Annotated in this window: 16 protein-coding genes and 1 tRNA gene; 10 read left to right on the top strand and 7 right to left on the bottom strand. The window is 46.8% G+C overall.

Going from position 1 to position 19245, the window contains the following annotated elements:
- Positions 1-181: 181 nt before the first annotated feature.
- Positions 182-1903: a tetratricopeptide repeat protein gene (locus tag QH73_RS27415; RefSeq protein ID WP_039713601.1), complete on the top strand. Its 1722-nt coding sequence runs from the start codon at positions 182-184 to the stop codon at positions 1901-1903.
- 142 nt (positions 1904-2045) lie between these two features.
- Here the strand turns inward: QH73_RS27415 and QH73_RS27410 are convergent, their stop codons facing one another.
- Positions 2046-2564 carry a shikimate kinase gene (locus QH73_RS27410; RefSeq protein ID WP_052289913.1) on the bottom strand — a complete coding sequence of 173 codons (519 nt, stop codon included), beginning with the start codon at positions 2562-2564 and terminating at the stop codon, positions 2046-2048.
- 232 nt (positions 2565-2796) lie between these two features.
- Between QH73_RS27410 and QH73_RS27405 the strand changes: the two genes are divergently transcribed.
- The 6 genes from QH73_RS27405 to QH73_RS27380 all read left to right on the top strand — a co-directional run bounded on the left by QH73_RS27405 (position 2797) and on the right by QH73_RS27380 (position 7480).
- Positions 2797-4272 (top strand): leucyl aminopeptidase, encoded by a 1476-nt coding sequence (locus tag QH73_RS27405; protein ID WP_039713603.1) that lies wholly within the window; start codon positions 2797-2799, stop codon positions 4270-4272.
- 63 nt (positions 4273-4335) lie between these two features.
- Positions 4336-5220: a prolipoprotein diacylglyceryl transferase gene (gene lgt / locus QH73_RS27400; protein ID WP_039713604.1), complete on the top strand. Its 885-nt coding sequence runs from the start codon at positions 4336-4338 to the stop codon at positions 5218-5220.
- Positions 5221-5449: 229 nt separating this feature from the next.
- The gene (gene cobM / locus QH73_RS27395) at positions 5450-6277 is read left to right on the top strand and encodes a precorrin-4 C(11)-methyltransferase (protein WP_039713605.1); all 828 of its coding nucleotides are present in this window, start codon (positions 5450-5452) and stop codon (positions 6275-6277) included.
- Between the two features lie 92 nt (positions 6278-6369).
- Positions 6370-6849, top strand: a complete 480-nt coding sequence (locus QH73_RS27390) for a flavin reductase family protein (RefSeq protein WP_039713606.1) — start codon at positions 6370-6372, stop codon at positions 6847-6849.
- Positions 6850-6946: 97 nt separating this feature from the next.
- Positions 6947-7300: a phenylpyruvate tautomerase MIF-related protein gene (locus QH73_RS27385; RefSeq protein WP_039713607.1), complete on the top strand. Its 354-nt coding sequence runs from the start codon at positions 6947-6949 to the stop codon at positions 7298-7300.
- A 107-nt stretch (positions 7301-7407) separates the two neighbouring features.
- Positions 7408-7480 (top strand) — tRNA-Arg (locus QH73_RS27380).
- A gap of 8 nt (positions 7481-7488) precedes the next feature.
- Here the strand turns inward: QH73_RS27380 and QH73_RS27375 are convergent.
- The gene (locus QH73_RS27375) at positions 7489-8502 is read right to left on the bottom strand and encodes a zinc-dependent alcohol dehydrogenase family protein (RefSeq protein ID WP_039713608.1); all 1014 of its coding nucleotides are present in this window, start codon (positions 8500-8502) and stop codon (positions 7489-7491) included.
- 265 nt (positions 8503-8767) lie between these two features.
- On the opposite strand from QH73_RS27375, the gene QH73_RS27370 reads away from it, so the two are divergent.
- Positions 8768-9133 (top strand): winged helix-turn-helix transcriptional regulator, encoded by a 366-nt coding sequence (locus QH73_RS27370; RefSeq protein ID WP_039713609.1) that lies wholly within the window; start codon positions 8768-8770, stop codon positions 9131-9133.
- 320 nt (positions 9134-9453) lie between these two features.
- Here QH73_RS27370 and QH73_RS27365 read toward each other — a convergent pair whose 3' ends face one another.
- The 3 genes from QH73_RS27365 to cbiD form a co-directional block, all read right to left on the bottom strand.
- Positions 9454-9750 (bottom strand): hypothetical protein, encoded by a 297-nt coding sequence (locus QH73_RS27365; RefSeq protein WP_039713610.1) that lies wholly within the window; start codon positions 9748-9750, stop codon positions 9454-9456.
- A 9-nt stretch (positions 9751-9759) separates the two neighbouring features.
- Positions 9760-11349 (bottom strand): glutamine-hydrolyzing GMP synthase, encoded by a 1590-nt coding sequence (guaA, locus tag QH73_RS27360; protein ID WP_039713611.1) that lies wholly within the window; start codon positions 11347-11349, stop codon positions 9760-9762.
- A gap of 157 nt (positions 11350-11506) precedes the next feature.
- On the bottom strand, positions 11507-12802 hold the full coding sequence (cbiD, locus tag QH73_RS27355; protein WP_039713612.1) for a cobalt-precorrin-5B (C(1))-methyltransferase CbiD: 1296 nt from the start codon (positions 12800-12802) through the stop codon (positions 11507-11509).
- Positions 12803-12921: 119 nt separating this feature from the next.
- Between cbiD and QH73_RS27350 the strand changes: the two genes are divergently transcribed.
- Positions 12922-14337, top strand: a complete 1416-nt coding sequence (locus QH73_RS27350; protein ID WP_039713613.1) for a glycosyltransferase family 2 protein — start codon at positions 12922-12924, stop codon at positions 14335-14337.
- 137 nt (positions 14338-14474) lie between these two features.
- Here QH73_RS27350 and QH73_RS27345 read toward each other — a convergent pair whose 3' ends face one another.
- Both QH73_RS27345 and QH73_RS27340 read right to left on the bottom strand, forming a co-directional pair.
- Positions 14475-16628, bottom strand: a complete 2154-nt coding sequence (locus QH73_RS27345; protein WP_039713614.1) for a DNA polymerase III subunit gamma/tau — start codon at positions 16626-16628, stop codon at positions 14475-14477.
- A 249-nt stretch (positions 16629-16877) separates the two neighbouring features.
- Complete coding sequence (locus QH73_RS27340; protein WP_039713615.1) at positions 16878-19010, bottom strand: thioredoxin domain-containing protein; 2133 nt, start codon at positions 19008-19010, stop codon at positions 16878-16880.
- Here QH73_RS27340 and QH73_RS27335 point away from each other — a divergent pair.
- Positions 19009-19239: a hypothetical protein gene (locus QH73_RS27335; protein WP_052289769.1), complete on the top strand. Its 231-nt coding sequence runs from the start codon at positions 19009-19011 to the stop codon at positions 19237-19239. The genes QH73_RS27340 and QH73_RS27335 overlap by 2 nt on opposite strands.
- Positions 19240-19245: the final 6 nt, after the last annotated feature.

Here is a 19245-nt window from a genome sequence, read left to right as displayed (position 1 = left end):
TTGTAGTAGGGGCGCACATCTGTGCGCCCCTACAGATATATTGCATCTAGCATGGGAATCGCTATATCTATTTCCAAAACTTTTGTATATTTTTGTTTCTCCCATTCTGAAATTTTCTGAAAGACCACGTGTAGGTATAACACATAACAGAATTTCACGAATTTCAATTTTTGGAGAACATATGTTTTTTGTCTCTAAACGCCTCACATTATTTATTTGGGCGCTATTAATAACGTTAGGACTAGCCGTCACTCAGTCTTCACCATTGAAATTAGCAGTGGCAAAAGAATCGAGCCGCGATCGCGCTCCGTCTAACCCTCATGCGATGCACCTCGCCCAAGCAACAACATCTCAACCCACTGTCACACTGTTTGACAATCTCGGCAATCTCCACCACCCTATTTCCACGAATTCAAAACTGGCTCAACGCTACTTCGATCAAGGATTGACCCTTGCCTACGGTTTCAACCACGCGGAAGCAGCTCGTTCCTTCCAAGAGGCTGCTAAACTCGACCCTGCATGTGCGATTTGCTACTGGGGCGTTGCCCTCGTTCTTGGACCCAACATCAATGCACCGATGGAACCAGAAGCCGTATCTGAAGCTTGGCGATCGCTCCAGCAAGCACTGAAGCTGAGCAAACATGCCAGTGACAAAGAAAAGGCTTACATTCAAGCATTAGCAAAACGTTACCCATCGCAGCCAGTCGAAGACCGCAAGTCGTTCGATCTTGCCTATGCTAATGCCATGCGGGAAGTTGCCCAACGCTACCCAGACGACCCAGACGCAGCAACTTTGTTTGCTGAATCCTTAATGGATACCACTCCTTGGGATTACTGGGAGGACGATGGCACGCTCAAACCAGCAGGTAAAGAAATTATTGCCACCTTAGAGTCAGTTCTAAAACAGTATCCCAACCATCCTGGTGCTAACCATCTTTACATTCATGCCGTAGAGAAAGAACGCCCCGATTTGGGAGTTGCATCTGCCGATCGCCTAATGCAATTGGTTCCCAATTCTGGACACCTCGTACACATGGCATCGCACATCTATATTCGTGTTGGCAGATATCACGATGCCGTACTATCCAATCAACGCGGAATTGCAGCTGACAACGCTTATGCGGCTCGGAATCAGGTAGAGGGGATTTATCCGTTAGCTTATATGCCCCACAACCATCATTTCCTCTGGTTCGCCGCCTTAATGACCGGACAAAGTAAAGTCGCAACCGAAGCAGCGCTTCGCACAGCTAAAGTCGATGCAAAACTCATGCGGCAGCCTGATTTGGCTGGAGCCTTGCAACACTTCTATACGATTCCCATGTATACTTACATTCGGTTTGGGCAATGGGATCGGATTCTCTCAACTGCTGCACCAGCACGAGATTTGAAATATCCATCGGGAGTTTGGCACTACGCACGCGGACGCGCTTTTGCTGCCAAAGGTCAGATGAAACCAGCAATGCGGGAATTGAAAAAACTACAAGCGATCGCCGCGATTCCAGCCTTGCAAGATGTCAAAATTTGGGGCTTTAACTCAACGGCAAGTATTTTAAATCTTGCCTCCCAAGTGCTAGCAGGTGAAATTGCAGCACAGCAGAAAAATTACCAGCAGGCGATCGCGCACTTGAAAAAAGCAGTCAAGCTAGAAGATGCTCTTGTTTATACCGAGCCTGCCGACTGGTCTCAACCCGCGCGACAATCGCTAGGAGGTATTTTACTCAAAGCGCGTCGCTTTGCCCAAGCAGAACAAGCCTATCGAGATGACTTGAATATTTATCCCGAAAACGGCTGGTCTCTCTATGGGTTAATGCAAAGCCTCAAAGCACAGAACAAGCAAGAGGAAGCCCAAGTCGTCCAAAAACAGTTCGAGCAAGCTTGGCAGTATGCTGACAGTTATCAGTGACCAGTTATCAGTTATCAGTTATCAGTTGTCAGTTATCAGTGACTCCTGACCAGTGACCAGTTATCAGTGGTGCGTGGTTTTTCTCCCCCAGCTTCCGATCGCTCCCTCAGCCATCTTCTCCGCCTCCCGTACGGGCGGGTTTCTAAACCCGCCCGTACCGATTCCCGGCTCCCGCTTTCAGCACTGAAGGAATTGCTTCTAACACCTGTGCTGCGATCGCCTCTGGGGTGTCTTGAGGATGGGGGGTGATGTGCAAGTCGGCTTCGGCGTAGAGCGATCGCCTCTCATCGAGGAGCGATCGCAGTTTTCCGATTGGATCGGGGTCTTGTAGTAGAGGTCTGGTATTATCTTCGGCTAAGCGGCTGTAGAGTTGTTCGACTGGTATATCCAGCCAGACAATTAAGCCGTAGTGCAGGTAACTCCAGTTTTCTCGCCGCAAAACAATTCCGCCACCAGTAGCAATGGCGAGACGAGTATAGGCACAAACTTCTGATAAGACTTTAGTTTCTATTTGCCGAAACGTTGCTTCTCCCTCGTCAGCAAAGATTTGGTTAATCGATTTTTGTGTCAGTTGTTCGATGACTGCATCTGTATCGACAAATCCATAACCGAGCTGAGCTGCAAGTATTTGTCCTACCGTCGTCTTGCCTGCACCCATCATTCCCACCAGGTACAGGTTAATTCCCTTAAGTAAGTCGCTGTCTCCCACTCGATATACATTTAGCTAGTGACTTTCATCATTTTACAAGAGTCGGGAGTCGGGAGTTGGAAAGAAGGACAAGGGGTACAAAGGAGAAATTCTAGCCACCAGCCACCAGCCACTAGCCACTAGCCACGCACCACTCTTTTTACGCAATACTGGAACAAGAAGCTAAAAAGCGGAACGCAGAGTAATGGAAATTCGAGCGATTGATACACCACTTTTAGACTGGGCTGGAGATGCTCTCGCCCTTGGTTTATTTGAGGATGCTGTAGAATTAACAGGCGAACTGGCAGAGCTGGACGGAAAATTTGCTGGGGCGATCGCCGAACTGACCGCGGATACGGAGTTTAAGGCGAAAGAAGGTAGTACGGCAGTGACGCGAGTTGGCGGTGGTAGTGCCGTCCGCAAAGTCATATTGGTAGGACTGGGTAAGCCAGAAGGACTAAAAATAGACAACTGGCGTAAAGCGGCTGCGGTAGTGGCGCGGTTAGCGAAAAAGGAACGGTGTAAAACCGTAGGAATTAGTCTTCCGGCGTGGAATAACGATCCAGCTGCAACGGCTCAAGCTTTGGCTGAGGGAATTCAACTGGCTTTGTTTCAGGATAATCGGTTTAAGTCAGAACCGGAAGATAAACCGCCAACTGTAGAACGAGTCGATCTATTAGGATTAGGCAGTCAAGATGATGCCGTTACCCGTGCCAGTCAGATTGCTTCGGGTGTAATTTTGGCGCGGGAACTGGTGGCGGCTCCAGCTAATGCCGTAACACCAGTCACAATGGCGGAAACAGCACAGGCGATCGCCTCTGAATATGGACTTGCAGTCGAAATTCTCGAACGGGAAGATTGTGAAAAGCTAGGCATGGGTGCGTTTTTAGGTGTTGCCCAAGCTTCGGAGTTGCCTCCCAAATTCATCCACTTAACCTACAAACCCGATGGTACGCCTAAGCGCAAGCTGGCGATTATCGGTAAAGGCTTAACCTTCGATTCTGGCGGTTTGAACATCAAGGGTGCTGGCAGCGGGATTGAAACGATGAAAATGGACATGGGTGGCGCTGCGGCGACTCTAGGGGCAGCTAAAGCGATCGCCCAATTGAAGCCCGATGTCGAGGTTCATTTTATTAGCGCCGCCACCGAGAACATGATCAGCGGTCGTGCCATGCACCCTGGCGATATCCTTAAGGCTTCCAACGGCAAGACAATTGAAGTTAACAATACCGATGCTGAAGGACGCTTAACCTTAGCAGATGCGCTAGTGTTTGCCGAAAAATTAGGCGTGGATGCGATCGTCGATCTTGCTACCTTGACTGGTGCTTGCATTGTCGCCTTGGGAGACGAGATTGCGGGATTATTTACTCCCCACGATGATTTAGCGAATGAAATCCAAGCTGCTGCCCAAACCGCAGGGGAAAAGTTCTGGCGGCTACCTATGGAAGAGAAATATTTTGAGGGATTGAAGTCTGGGATTGCTGATATGAAAAATACGGGTCCCCGCGCTGGTGGTTCGATTACTGCTGCCCTATTTCTCAAACAATTTGTCAAAGAAACTCCTTGGGTACATTTAGATGTAGCTGGTCCTGTCTGGACGGACAAGGAAAATGGCTATAACAACCCTGGAGCAACAGGTTTCGGCGTACGAACTCTGGTAAATTGGGTGTTGACTAGCTAGATAGAATGGATTCTGTAGCCTGTGCAACAGCACGGGCAAAACATCCTCAAACATATAATTCCAATGTTACCTGCGATTCCTGACTTGCCTTTGGCATGGCAATTTGCTTCTCCTGGACCCATTTTGGTACAAATTGGTCCTTTCACGCTCCGATGGTATGGTTTGCTGATTGCTTCGGCAGTCTTGATTGGAGTCACCCTGTCGCAATACCTAGCTAAACGCCGTCACGTCAACCCCGACATTATTGGCGATGTAGCGATTTGGTTAGTTGTGGGAGCGATTCCTGCTGCCCGTTTGTACTACGTATTATTTGAGTGGTCGAACTACGCGAATAATCCAGGTAAGATTTTTGCGATCTGGGAGGGGGGAATTGCCATTCATGGTGCAATCTTAGGTGGAGTTATCGCAGCTTTAATCTTTTGTCGGTTACGCAAGATTTCTTTTTGGCAAGTAGCCGATCTGATTGCTCCTTCGCTGATTTTAGGGCAGGCGATCGGACGGTGGGGAAATTTTTTCAATTCTGAAGCCTTTGGCAGCCCTACAAATTTACCTTGGAAACTCTATATTCCTCCTAGCAACCGTCCGCCGGGATACGGAAATTTTGAATACTTTCATCCCACATTTCTCTACGAATCGCTATGGAATTTGATGGTCTTTGGGATCTTAATGTATTTATTTTTCCGCAGCTTACGGGGATTGCGGTTGAAAACTGGCACGCTATTTTTAATCTACATGGTGGCTTATAGCTTAGGGCGCTTTTGGATTGAAGGATTGCGTACCGATAGTTTAATGCTAGGACCGTTGCGGATGGCTCAAATGGTGAGTCTAGTAGGAGTTGCCCTCGGGTTACTTGGGCTGGCTTGGTTGTATCTTTATCGCCGTTCGTTACCAGATGTTGCGCCTCCAGTTACAGCACCAGAACCAAGGATGGAAGTCTCCAAGCGTTGAATGTCAAAAAAAAGCCCTAAGGGCTGAATTTAGGGCTTACTTATGATGCAGCATCTACCAATAGGTATCTTCATCGTGAAGTGACTCGACTTCGGAAAAGAATGTGAAAATTTGGAGAAAATCTTAAATCTGCGATTATGAGAGCAGTTGACGGTTGACGGTTGACTGTGAAAGCGCGAGATTTACAAATTGTCTAAGATGGCTATACACAAATCAAGCGCGATCGCCTATGTCTAACTCTACTTCTGAATCTACTATCGAGTTAAATCGCGAATCAATTCCTTCCCTCGCCCCCGGAGTATACATTGTAGGGGCAGGACCAGGCGATCCAGAACTTTTGACCGTTAAAGCCCAAAAACTTTTAATGCAGGGAGATGTCATTCTTTATGCCGACTCTCTCGTGCCGCGACAAATCTTACAAATGTGCCGTCCAGAGGCAGAAATTATCCATACGGCAAATAAAACCTTAGAGGATATTTTACCCGTGATGGTGGAAAGGGTGCGATCGCATAAATCCGTAATCCGCCTCCAATCTGGCGATCCGAGTCTCTACAGCGCCATCCACGAACAAATGCACGCCCTCGCCGCCGCCGAGATTCCCTTTGAAGTCATTCCTGGGATCAGTGCCTTTCAAGCCGCTGCTGCCAAACTCAACGTTGAATTAACCGTCCCCGGACTCGTACAGACAATCATTCTCTGCCGTATCAGCGGACGCACGCAAGTCCCAGAAAGAGAAGAATTAGCATCCCTCGCTGCTCATCAAGCTAGTCTTTGCCTCTACCTCGCTGCCCGTCATGTAGAATCGGCTCAAAGTCAATTATTAGCACACTACCCGCCAGAAACTCCTGTAGCAATTTGTTTTCGCTTGGGTTGGGAAGACGAAAAGATTTGTGTCACCACCCTTGACAAAATGGCAGAGACCACCCACAAAGAACAGCTAATTCGTACTACTCTTTATGTTATCAGCCCCGCATTAGGAGAAGTCACGGCAAGATCTCGCCTCTACCATCCCGAACACACCCACCTGTTTCGCCCTAAGCAAAAACTCAATCCATAATTACAGTCACTGATAACTGATAACTGTCCCCTGCGGTTCGATAAGATTTACTTAGCAATTTAAGTAAACACAAATTTTGAGGAGAACGCACCTTGCTAGACGAACAAGCCAAGAAAACCATGCTGCGGAAAATTCCGCACGGACTTTATGTATGTGGTGTGAAGGATGGAGAAGATGTCAATGGCTTCACCGCTAGCTGGATCATGCAGGCTTCTTTTAAACCACCTTTAATAGTCAATTGTGTCAAACAAGACTCCAAATCCCACGAGATGATCAAAACCAGTGGGGTATTTGCAATCAGTTTTCTCGATGCCGAACAAAAAGATATAGCCCAAAAATTCTTTCAACCCCAACGACGAGTAGGCAACAAATTCGACGATATCGAGTTTTATATCGGCGAAACGGGGTGTCCGATCCTGACTGACTCTTTAGGCTACGTTGAATGTCAAGTTGTCGGTGCAGTGGAAAAAGGCGACCATACAGTTTATGTTGGCGAAGTCATCGCTGCTGGCGTTCACCGCGAAGGAGACTCGCTGCGCTTAGAGACAACCGGCTGGCAGTATGGAGGCTAGGGAAGAAGTCAAAAGTCAAAAGTCGGAAGTCTGAATTAACTGACAACTGGCAACTGATAACTGATAACTGATAACTGACAACTGACAACTGATAACTATGCCATTAATTAAAGTTCAAACTTCGATCGCGACTCCTGTTGAATCTGATGTGGAAGCTTTGCTGAAAAGCCTATCTTCTATGTTGGCAAAGCATACGGGTAAACCAGAATCATACGTGATGACGGCGTTTGAACCTGATGTACCGATGACTTTTGCTGGAACGTTAGATCCAGTTTGCTACATAGAAGTAAAAAGCGTCGGAACGATGAAGCCAGAACAAACCAAGGCAATGAGTCAGGACTTTTGCCAGCAGATTAACCAAGCGTTAGGTGTAGACAAAAACCGCATCTATATTGAATTCAACGACGCGAAAGGTTATATGTGGGGCTGGAATAGCTCGACTTTTGGATAGTCATCCACAATTGACCAATTTTTTGATAGGATATGTAAGCTCACTTCTAATGTAAGTGCAGCTTACTTTTTGTTAGGGTAGCAATGTTCTACCTTGGCTTAGTTTCTGGATCCTTAGTTCAGTGGATAGAACAACCGATTTCTAATCGGTAAGTCAGAGGTTCGAGTCCTCTAGGATCCGTTTAATTCTTACAGGCTTATACAAACTTTACCGAAGTGTGCGCCGCTTTCGAGGTAGGTTAGTGCTGCTCTGGTTTCGTGGAATGGAAAGACTCGATCTATAATTGGTTTTATTTCGTGCAGGCTAATACCGCGATTCATGTCTTCAAATAAATCGCGAGAGCCTACATAAATACCTTGGACTCGGATATGTTTGAACAGGATTGAACCAGTGCTGACATTTCCCATCATACCTGTAAGCACGCCGATCGTAGCCACTTTACCACCGTAGCGCACGGCACGAAGAGATTTTGACAGCGTTCCCGATCCCCCAACTTCTACAACCAAATCTACACCCCTACCATCCGTCAATTTCTCGACTTTTTCATCCCAGTCGGGTGTAGTTTTGTAATTAATGCCTACATCTGCACCTAGCTGCATGGCACGGTCTAATTTCTCATCACTACTGCTAGTTAGAATAACCCGTGCGCCCATCATCTTGGCGAATTGCAAACCAAACAGCGATACGCCTCCGGTTCCTTGTAGCAGCACGGTATCACCTGCCTTAAGCTGTCCCTCTGCTATCATTGCGTTCCAAGCTGTAACAGCAGCACAAGGTAAAGTTGCAGCTTCTTCATAAGATAGGTGTGCGGGAATTTTGACAACTCCCTGTTCGTCAAAGACAACGTACTCTGCTAATACACCATCGATCGCACCACCAAGGGCAGAATTCGCTTTTTCTAGTGTCAATTCCCCTGATATGAATGATTGCATGAAAATGCCTGCAACGCGATCGCCCACCTTTACTCGCGTCACACTTTCTCCCACAGCAACAACTTCTCCCGCACCGTCAGACAGTGGCACTATTGGATTAACTGATGGGGAACCATAAGTCCCTTTTGCAACGAGTAAATCTCGATAATTGAGCGATGCAGCCTTCATTTTGACCAAAACTTGTCCGGCTTTGGGTTGCGGCTGCGGACGTTCTACTAATGTTAAAGCATCCAATTCTGGCTTGTCGTTCTGGATTTCATAAGCTTTCATAAATGTCTCCAATTTGTTAGCGAACAGCACAAAATAATAGGTCGAGACGACCTAAATAGTCGATTAGAACGTGACAAATAACTAACAGAAATCTGAAACAAAAGCGCTACTTTACTTTTAATTGCGCTTCGTTCAAATAGTTGCGATCAAAAACCTATAATTTAAGTTTCTAAGCTAAATTAAGAATTGACAAGTACGCACATTTTTGTAGAGTAGTATTAAATTTGTGCGGTAGTATCAAAATTTATCCTATTAGAGGCAGTCTATGCAAAGCAGACAATACGATTATCGCTACGGTTGTTCTGTAGAAGCAACATTAGATGTGATTGGTGGTCGCTGGAAAGGCGTGATTCTGTTTCATCTAATGGAGGGAACCAAACGTTTTAACGAACTTCAACGTTTAGTACAAGGTTGCACTCAAAGAATGTTGACTTTGCAGTTACGCGAATTAGAAAAAGATGGTGTGGTTAAGCGTACTGTTTATGCTGAAGTGCCACCGAAAGTAGAATACTCTTTAACCGAATTTGGTCGCAGTTTAGAACCAATTTTACTAATGATGCGCGATTGGGGCGATCGCTATGTGAGTCAGTTGGTAGAGCAAAAGTCAAAAGTAGGGGTGGGTTTTGACTAAAAATTTCTGGTTCTAGCTGTGAATCTATCTGCTAAACCCGCCCGTACAACAGTCAAAGGTAGGGGCGGGTTTTGAGTAAAAATTTGTCGTCAAAGCGGTGAATCGATCTGCTAAACCCGCCCGTACAACAGTCAAAAAGGTAAAGGCTAGCGATCGCTTTTTTTGCGTCAGCAATATCCGATATTGGAATTAATACAACAGAATCGAACTGAGCGATTGAAATCGCAGCTATACAGACGAAACCCGCCTGCGCGGGTTTAAAAGCAGTCCGCGCAGGCGGACTTGGTTTGTTTAGCCGCGAATTCTATTCGCCCAGACTCTTAGGAAACAAAACCAAAGATTTTGGCAAACCCTCCTAAAATTGCTAGCACCAGTCCAATTACTACTCCTCGATTGATAAACTCCTGGGTATCAACCCGCTTGGCAATACCGTCTATTTTTTCATCCAAGACCCGAATTTCGCCTTTGAGTTCTGCTTCCACTCTGACTAGATCGCCTTTGAGTTCTGCTTCCACTCTGACTAGATTTGTTTTGATATCGCTAACATCTTCAGAAATCTTGTCAACTTTAGTTTCTAACCTAGTCAAGATTTCTTTGAGATGGAATTCTATATTCACAATCTCAACCTATTCCCATTCGATGGTTCCAGGTGGCTTAGAAGTAATATCGTAAACAACACGATTTACGCCCTTGACTTCATTCACAATCCGGTTAGAAATTAATTCCAATAAATCGTAAGGAACTCTTGCCCAATCTGCCGTCATCCCATCTTCGCTGGTAACGAGACGTAGAACAATTGGATAAGCATAAGTTCTCTGGTCGCCCATGACACCAACGCTACGAATTGGTAAAAGGACTGCAAAGGCTTGCCATACGTCATTGTATAAACCCTGGCGATTGATCTCTTGACGGACGATCAGATCTGCATCGCGAAGAATTTCCAACCGTTCGGCTGTGACTTCACCAATAATCCGAATTGCTAAGCCAGGACCAGGAAATGGCTGGCGCTGAACGATTTCTTCCGGTAAGCCGATCGCCCGTCCGACTTTACGTACTTCGTCTTTGAAGAGTTTGCGGAGGGGTTCGACGAGTTTGAATCTCAAGTCTTTGGGTAAACCACCGACGTTGTGATGACTCTTGATCTTCACTGCGACACGTTCGCCTGTTTTGGGATCGACGTTGGTATCGGCAGATTCGATTACGTCTGGGTAAAGCGTTCCTTGAGCTAGGTAGTCGAAGGGTCCGAGACGCTTGGAACTCTCTTCAAACGTGCTAATGAATTCATGTCCGATCCGACGGCGTTTTTCTTCGGGATCGGTAACACCTGCGATCGCCGCTAAAAAGCGATCGCTAGCATTAACATACTCTACCGGAATGTGAAACTGTTCTCGAAACAACTTCACCAACCGTTCCGGTTCGTGCTTGCGCATAAAGCCTTGATCGATGAATACACAAGTCAGTTTGTCTCCGATCGCCCGATGTAAGAGAAAAGCCAGGGTAGAGGAGTCTACACCACCCGAAAGCGCCAATAACACCCGCTTATCACCGACTTTCGCCCGGACTTCGCGCACTGACTCTTCAACAAAAGCCGCTGTCGTCCAAGTTGGTTCGCAGTCGCAAATGTGGTAGACAAAATTGCGAATTAATGCTAGACCACCGATTGAGTGGACGACTTCTGGATGAAACTGCACGCCGTAAAGCTTTGTATTGTGTTCGGCGATCGCCGCACAGCTAGTATTTTCTGTATGGGCGAGAATTTCAAACCCTTCCGGTAGCTTGACGCAGGAATCCCCGTGGCTCATCCACATGGTCGTCCCATCTTCTACGTTGGTCAGCAAGTCCGTAGGATCGTCTATACACAAGGCTGCTTTACCATACTCTCCCCGTTCGGCGCGAACCACTTGTCCGCCTAACTGATTGACCATCAGCTGCATTCCATAGCACACACCAAGGATGGGGATACCCAAATGCCAAATTGCGGGATCGCACTGCGGAGCGCCTTTGTCATACACGGAATTGGGTCCCCCTGAAAGGATAATTCCTTTGGGATTGAGTAGCCGCAGTTGTTCGGCGCTGGTGCGATAGGAGATCACTTCTGAATAAACTTGCGTCTCGCGAATTCGACGAGCAATCAATTCCGAATATTGAGAGCCGAAGTCAAGAATCACGATCGTTTGCCGATCGAGCCGCCTGAGTGACGCATCCTGTGGCGGCATTTCTGTTTGTATTGTCACTGCTGGAAGTCCTGCTGGATGAGAAAGGTTGCTCTAAGAGATGAAGCTCTCGATGACAAATCTAAAAAATATATCCCTATCTAATGAGGGATACTAAAACTGTATTTATTGCTATCTTTAAACGTTTATTCTTATTAAGTTAACACAAGCGATCCAGGATGGTAGTAGCAGTTTCGCTTTTGACTAAAATTTGCCGATCGCGGTCAAACAGAACTGTACCAACACTAACTTGGCGATCGCTGTAGTTGTAGATATATTCCTGAGAACGTCGATCGATTTCTGAGGCGATCGTTTCATAAACTCGACTTACCCAGTCGCTGTTTTCGCTCACATCCAATTCCCGTAAATATTCCAGCGCGGCTTCTGCTGTCGGACAAGCAAAAATTGCCTGAAGCACGTTTGTCGGTAAGCCTAGATTGGCACAGTGCGCTGTCAGGATCTCGCGCCGTCCGTCAGCTAGGTGGTGGTGCGTATGAAAAATGCCACCTGCGAGTTTCAGCAGCTTGCCATGATAGCCAAACAACAAAATTTCTTTGACTCCCTGCAATCCCGCCTCTACTAAGAGAGAACCTAGCCAATTAGCTGTTTTAACTAACCGTTCGCGATCGATCCCCAGTTGAGGCGCTAAGTCTAGACCATTTTCTCCCACACAAAAAACTAAACTCTCAAACTGTCGTGCTTTTGTTTGTAATTGTTCGCGACAGATATCTAACTGTCCTGGGGCGCTCAAAGGTTGAGAGATCCCTGTCGTCCCCAATAAAGAGAGTCCATCTACTACGCCAAAAGCAGCATTAGAAGTACGCTCTGCAAGTTTTCTGCCTTCTGGGAGGATGATTGTAACCTCAATTGTTTCCCCTGGGGCGAGCGATCGCTCTAAGTTAGCGTATAACAATCTTTGGGCATAGGCGTAAATTGCAGGCTTGGTAGGAGAATTCGGAATTCGGAATTTGGAATTCGGAATTGAAGAATCATTGACTATCCTTCCGATTCCTGCGCCGCCAACGATTGTAATTCTGGGTGCATCATCCTGCGTCCCGATTATCTTTGAAATGGGCAGGTTTGGCGTGATGGCTGGTGAATCTGTCCCGACTTCTGACTCCGGTACGGGCGGGTTTCGACCCAAGAGATCTTGCTTTGGCTGTGAATCTTTTGCTAAACCCGCCCCTACAATTTCGACTCCCAATTCTACCAATGCCCAGATCGGCGTATTTCGCGTGATATCCAAATTATCTCCTGGATCGCTACTGGTAATTGCTAAAGCGATCCCTGGCTTAAGTTCGGCTACTTGTTCGATCGCAATTTCGACAATTTCAGGTGGTTCGAGCAAGTCGATTGAAACACGATCGAGCGATCGCCCGTGTTTGATCTGCTGTAAAGCTGCTACAGCCGCAGCACAAGCGAATACTGGTAAGGTGTATCCAGAGCGGGGTGACATGGGTTGGAAGTCGGGGCGAAGAGGTGAAATGCCGAGATGGGTATAAATGTCAGATACAATAAGACTGCAAAGCCACTGATGGCGCAAACAATTACTGGTGTTCGATCGAGTAGTGACCTATGCCAGCCAATTCATGGTCTGAAAATGATTCATATGACGAACTAGACGCACTGAGCGCTTTCTTGTCAGACCTGTCAGATGCAGAAGAATCTGTAGAAACGTTGCCAGCAACGTCGCTGCCATCTCTGTTCCAAGGTCGCAGGCGCAAAGCCGCAGTTGTTTTAGTTACGATCTGGAGCAGTACTATTGCCCTGCATTTAGTTTCTTGGGGAGCATGGTTTGTACTTGGTCTAACTACGTTGTTTGGGATTCATGCCCTGCGGATAGTCTTAGCTCGACCGCGCCAGCAGGCAGAATTAGTTAGTGATGAAGCACTGGCAACGGCTCCTTTTATTTCCCTGCTTGTGGCAGCCAAGAACGAAGAAGCAGTAATCGGCAATCTTGTCAAGATACTTTGCAATCAAGATTATCCAAATGACAAGTACGAAGTTTGGGTGATAGACGATGATAGCACCGACAACACGCCAAAAATACTATCACAACTGGAGCAGGAATACGACTGCTTGAGAGTATTGCATCGCCAGACTGGAGCGACTGGTGGCAAGTCAGGAGCGCTAAATCAAGTCTTGCCGCTGACGAAAGGCGAAATTTTGGCAGTATTCGATGCTGATGCTCGCGTGACTCCCGACCTACTCAAACAAGTTCTACCTCTATTTGCAGAAAAAAAGGTAGGAGCCGTACAGGTACGCAAAGCGATCGCCAATGCCAGCGAAAATTTCTGGACGCTAGGACAGCAAGCTGAAATGGCTTTGGATGCCTACGTGCAGCAGCAACGACTGGCAGTCGGCGGATTAGGTGAACTACGGGGGAACGGTCAATTCGTCCGTCGTGCGGCTTTACAGCACTGCGGTGGCTGGAATGAGGAGACAATCACCGATGACCTCGATTTGACATTCCGCTTGCACTTAGATCGGTGGGAGATTGAGTTCCTACCTTATCCAGCAGTGCAGGAAGAAGGTGTAACGACAGCACTTGCCCTATGGCATCAGCGTAATCGTTGGGCAGAAGGCGGCTATCAGCGATACTTAGACTACTGGCGACCGATCCTGAGCAACCGCATGGGAACGCAAAAAACCTTTGACATGTTCATGTATCTGCTGATTCAGTACTTATTACCCGCTGCCCAGGTTCCCGACTTATTCATGGCGATCGCTCGTAATCGTTTGCCTGTGTTTAGCCCGCTGACAGGTTTAGCCATGTCAATGTCTATGTTGTGGATGTATCAAGGGCTAAAGCGGTTTCATCCAGATGGAAAGCTGCGTTTATCAACGCTGTTGATGGTGCTACTTCAAACCATGCGCGGTACTATTTATATGTTTCACTGGTTAGTGGTGATGCCTAGTATCACTGCGAGAATGTCAGTCCGCCCCAAACGATTGAAATGGGTTAAAACTGTTCATCGGGGTAAGAGTTAGGATTTGGTTGTTTGTTGATAGTTAATGGTTAATAGTTAATAGTTAGGATTTGGTTGTTTGTTGATAGTTAATGGTTAATAGTTAATAGTTAGTAGTTAACAGCAACGAACAATTCACTATCAACCATTATCAGATCGTCAAAAATCAAGATCGGAGTCTTCGGCAGTATCACTATCTTCCCACTCTGGAACGGTGGCAGATGAGATACTGCTTATGTCTGTAGACGACGTAAATTCTGTACTGTCACCGATCGCCTCACCATTGAAAGATTTAGCAAAGCGTTGAACTACAATATCAAACTCGCTAATTTCCAGTTGTCCGACTGGAGTGGAAGTCATGGGAGCTACCGGATCTCCAGTTGCGGCTGCTGAGAGTGGTGTTTTAGCAGTGCCATCTTGAAAAGAGGTTGCTGGTTGGGTGCTTGAAACTGGAGCATCTGGCTGAGTTACACCTATACCAATCGGTTTCTCGATCGCGGGAGCAGTGCCATTCGTATGATTGTTTTTCGTTTCAAGTGCGATACTATTAGCTGGAACAATCTTAGCTACAGTCAAGGTTGTTTCGCGAACCTCCTTCGACATTGTGGCTAATTCTAGCTGTACCTGGACTTCTTGTCCGAATGCCGAGAGAAAAGCAGCTTTAATATTTGGCACGTAAGCCTTAGCGCGATCGCGCCAAGCTGGAGATTTCATGCCAATCCGGGCAATACCAGCTTCAAATTGAATTAATCGTCCCATTTGCTTGAGCAATGCTTGAGTCGAGTGCGGTTGCAAGCAAGCAAGTACCTGAAGCCAAACTTCCTCATTAGAAGAATTTGGAGTTTGGAATTCGGAAGTCGGAATTGAGGATTCTTGGTTGTTGGTTGTTGGTTGTTGGTTGTTGGTTGACGGTTGACAGTTGACGGTTGTTTTTTCTCCCCCAGCTTCCCCAGCCTCCCCAACTCCCCCAGCTCTCTTCTCTCCTTCTGCAACTCTGCACCTCTGCGCCTCTGCTTGCTCGCTCCCAACTTCTGTACGGGCGGGTTTTGAACCAAGGTTTGTTGCCTCATCTGTCAAGCTTTCGCTAAACCCGCCTCTACGACTCCCGACTCCCGAAGGTGTAGGAGAAAGCGACGATCTGATTAACTGCTCCCTGCTACGCGGCTCCGATGGCGAGGAAACCTCGCCCTCTGCCCGCTTCCCTGCTCTCTGCTCCCTAAGTGAAGCAGATGGCAACAATCCCAATAAGCTGACTTCTAGCCATAAGCGGGGCTGGGTTGTATTTTTGATTTGGGCTTCACTTTTAGCTAAGTGCTGTTGTCCTACCAAGATATTAGAAATATCCCAAGCTTTAGCTTGCGTGCAAAGCGCATCCCATGTTCCAGGAGTAACGGCGATGAGATCGTTACGGTTGGGAGCGGTTTTAGCCACAAGCAAATCGCGATAGAAACCTGCCAAGTTTTGCAGCAGCGTCAACGGTTCTCTACCCCGATCCATAATTCGACGCACGGCATCGAGCAATGCTTCTGGTTGGTTCTGTGCGATCGCCTGTAAAATTTCTAGCAAGTCCGGCTCGGCTACAGAACCAACTAAATCCCAAATTCGCTCTACAGTTATGACCCCAGCGAATAAGCTCAACTGATCGAGTAAACTTTCGGCATCCCGCAACCCTCCCTGCGCAAAGGATGCAACTAAATGTATGGCTTCTGGGGTAATATCAATGCTTTCTTTAGCTGCGATCGCGCTTAAATGCCCTATCATCGCGTCTAGAGGAATGCGGCGAAAATCAAACCTTTGGCAGCGCGAAATAATTGTTGGTAAGACTCGTTGGGGATCGGTGGTAGCTAGGACAAATACGACATGTGCTGGCGGCTCCTCTAATGTTTTTAGTAGGGCATTAAACGCCGCCGTACTGAGCATGTGGCATTCGTCGATCGCGTACACTTTGTAACGACACTGGACGGGGGCAAATTGGGCGCGTTCGATCAATTCTCTAACATTATCTACCCCCGTGTTACTGGCAGCATCGATTTCAATCACATCTAGAGTCGCACCTTTAGCAACTCCTTGACACACGACACAGACACCGCAGGGTTGAGCTGTTGGTTTGTTGCTATTGAGGCAGTTCAGCGATTTTGCTAAAATCCGAGCGCTAGAAGTTTTTCCCGTCCCCCTCGGACCCGTAAATAAATAGGCAGGGGCGATTTTCTGTCGCTCGATCGCATGAGTTAATGTAGTCGCGATCGCCTCTTGACCTACCAAATCGGCAAAAGTCTGAGGGCGATATTTATGGTGTAGCGGCTCGTAAGACATTGATTTGAAACTCTTCCCTACCACTGGCTAAATAGTACTAATGCACTATTTAGAACCCCATCTATAGTATGGCAGAGGAAGTATATCTCCTAAAGAAACGAAATTATATTCTATTAAGCTAGGCGATTGGAAATCGCGTCTATACAGATAAAACCCGCAGATGCGGGTTGTAAATCTTTTACTCGAGTGATTCCGCGCAGGCGGACTTGGTTTGTGTAGTCGCGAATTTCATTCGCCCATTGCTTTCGCCTAAAGCGTCCTCATCTGACTTTGCTGAATCTGTTCCTGCATCTTTTCTAGAGTTTCAGCAGGTGCAAGACAAGTCAAACCTTTACACACTAACCCAACACTGGAATCCGGTAAGTTATCTGCTTGGGTCAGCACGACAGCAGGAAGATATTGACTTAAAAATGTCTCAATTTGCGCTTTTGAAGTCCGAATCGTCGTACAGTGAGAATACCAATCAAAAGCAGTGAATAAACTGGGACAAGCTTGTGGGTGTTGATGCATAGCGCTACTAAAAGCCTGTAAACCTTGCTCGGCGCGATCGAGATAGGTAAGATCTTCTGTCAGCAAAGCTAACCGTACGAGATTAGCGATCGCCACTCCATTCGCCGCCGGAGTCGCATTATCCGTGTAGCTGCGTTCTCTAACAATTAACTCCTGACTCGCATCTTTAGCGGTATTGAAATAACCTCCTAGTTCTACACTCCACAAAAATTCATCAAACTCTGCTTGAACTGCGATCGCTTTTTCTAACCAATTGTGAGGGGCGAGGAGTGAGGAGTGAGGAGTGAGGGAAACAGCACTTTCCCGACTCCCGACTCCCGACTCCCGACTCCCTAGTTCAGCCTGATGTAAATCCAACAATGCTTTAATAAATTGGGCGTAATCTTCCGACTGCGCCATGACAGCAGCCTTACCATCATAATTCAGGCGATGAAACCGCCCATCTACCCACTGATTTTCTAAAATGAAATTTGCTGCACGAACAGCCAAATCTAAATAATCATCTTGTTGGAATACGACAGCAGCTCTTGCTAAACCTGAAATCATCAAACTATTCCAGGCAACAATCATTTTGGTATCGGTGACAGCAGGAATTCTCCCCGCCCAAGTCTGATTTTTTGCTTCTTGGTTATTCCTAGCAGGTGAAAAAATTTCTAATTCTTCAACTGTAGAACCATAACGCACTTGAAATAGTTTTTTCAAAGCTGATTCTACTGTCTCGCTTAAACTACCAATTTGACAGCGTTGCAAAACATTTTTGCCTTCAAAATTGCCTTGGGGAGTGACGGTAAATTCTACTTGGATTGCAGTTAATTCTTCTGAAGTCAGGATATTTTCTAATTCGCTGTAACTCCAAACGTAAAACGCTCCTTCCTCTGGCTCTGCCTCTTCTGGGTGTATAAAACTATCAGCATCCTGAGCGGCATAAAAACAACCTTCAGGAGCCGTCATTTCTCGTTCCAACCATTTTACACTCAGCGCGATCGCCCTTTCAAAAGCTGGTTCTCGTACTCCCGCACTCCACAAATTTGCTAAATACTCGACAATTTGCCCATTATCGTAGAGCATCTTTTCAAAGTGAGGGACTGTCCAAGTTGGATCGACGGTGTAGCGATGGAAACCACCCCCAACATGGTCGTAAATTCCACCCAACGCTAGATCGATACCCCGCTGAGTACAAGACTCTGGGAGATTGTAGCGAAAATTATCTTTCCAGACAGGATAGAAACGCCACCCCCGTAAAGCCAAGTCAGCATAGGGAATCATGGGAAACTTAGTTCCGTAGTCGCCACCTGTAATAATTCCCGTACTAGTTTCAATTCCTTGGCGCAACAGTTCGCTATCTAAAGGCTGGGTATTGGGGAGAATAGCCGCTTGTTGAATAGCTTCAAGAATCGCTTCCTGGCGCGATCGCAAGTCCTGTTTTTCGGTATCGTAATAACGGCGCAGCGCTTGCAAAACTTGTAAAAATCCTGGTCTACCGTAGCGCGGTTCTAAGGGAAAATAAGTTCCACCATAGAACGGGACTAAATCTTCCGGTGCGAGAAAGATATTTAAAGGCCAACCTCCTTGACCAGTCATCATCTGCAAGGCTTGCATGTAGATACTGTCAATATCGGGACGTTCTTCTCGGTCTACCTTGATTGGCAAAAAGTTAGCATTCAAGTATTCTGCCACGGCAAGATCGGAAAAAGCTTCTCCCTCCATGACCGTACACCAGTGACAGCTAGAATAACCAATCGACAGAAAGATTGGCTTATTTTCTGCTTTTGCCTTTGCCAAAGCCTCATCACACCAAAACCACCAGTCAATCGGATTTTCAGCGTGCTTGCGGAGATAGAGGCTTTGAGTTTGAGCCAGACGATTAGTCATGGTTAAATTGTGGTTGCCTTCACTGCCAGTCTATCGCGAGCAGTTATCAGTTATCAGCGATCGGTTATCAGTTATCAGTTATCAGTCAACCGTCAACCGTCAACCGCCAACCGTCAACCGTCAACCGCCAACCGTCAACCGTCAACCGCCAACCGCCAACTGTCAACCGTCAACCGTCAACCGTCAACCGTCAACTGTCAACCGTCAACCAATGACCAATGACCAATGACAAATA

Origin of the sequence: Scytonema millei VB511283 (assembly GCF_000817735.3) — a bacterium.
Taxonomy (GTDB): domain Bacteria; phylum Cyanobacteriota; class Cyanobacteriia; order Cyanobacteriales; family Chroococcidiopsidaceae; genus Chroococcidiopsis; species Chroococcidiopsis millei_B.
Note: the sequence above shows the minus strand (reverse complement) of the source record. Positions and strands in the feature narration are given on the sequence as shown.

Coding starts and splice junctions, on each gene's coding strand:
- QH73_RS27415 (WP_039713601.1), top strand. CDS start 182: ATGTTTTTTGTCTCTAAACGCCTCACATTATTTATTTGGGCGCTATTA.
- QH73_RS27410 (WP_052289913.1), bottom strand. CDS start 2,564: ATGATGGGTGCAGGCAAGACGACGGTAGGACAAATACTTGCAGCTCAG.
- QH73_RS27405 (WP_039713603.1), top strand. CDS start 2,797: ATGGAAATTCGAGCGATTGATACACCACTTTTAGACTGGGCTGGAGAT.
- lgt (WP_039713604.1), top strand. CDS start 4,336: ATGTTACCTGCGATTCCTGACTTGCCTTTGGCATGGCAATTTGCTTCT.
- cobM (WP_039713605.1), top strand. CDS start 5,450: ATGTCTAACTCTACTTCTGAATCTACTATCGAGTTAAATCGCGAATCA.
- QH73_RS27385 (WP_039713607.1), top strand. CDS start 6,947: ATGCCATTAATTAAAGTTCAAACTTCGATCGCGACTCCTGTTGAATCT.
- QH73_RS27375 (WP_039713608.1), bottom strand. CDS start 8,502: ATGAAAGCTTATGAAATCCAGAACGACAAGCCAGAATTGGATGCTTTA.
- QH73_RS27370 (WP_039713609.1), top strand. CDS start 8,768: ATGCAAAGCAGACAATACGATTATCGCTACGGTTGTTCTGTAGAAGCA.
- guaA (WP_039713611.1), bottom strand. CDS start 11,349: ATGCCGCCACAGGATGCGTCACTCAGGCGGCTCGATCGGCAAACGATC.
- cbiD (WP_039713612.1), bottom strand. CDS start 12,802: ATGTCACCCCGCTCTGGATACACCTTACCAGTATTCGCTTGTGCTGCG.
- QH73_RS27350 (WP_039713613.1), top strand. CDS start 12,922: ATGCCAGCCAATTCATGGTCTGAAAATGATTCATATGACGAACTAGAC.
- QH73_RS27345 (WP_039713614.1), bottom strand. CDS start 16,628: ATGTCTTACGAGCCGCTACACCATAAATATCGCCCTCAGACTTTTGCC.
- QH73_RS27335 (WP_052289769.1), top strand. CDS start 19,009: ATGGTTAAATTGTGGTTGCCTTCACTGCCAGTCTATCGCGAGCAGTTA.
- QH73_RS27340 (WP_039713615.1), bottom strand. CDS start 19,010: ATGACTAATCGTCTGGCTCAAACTCAAAGCCTCTATCTCCGCAAGCAC.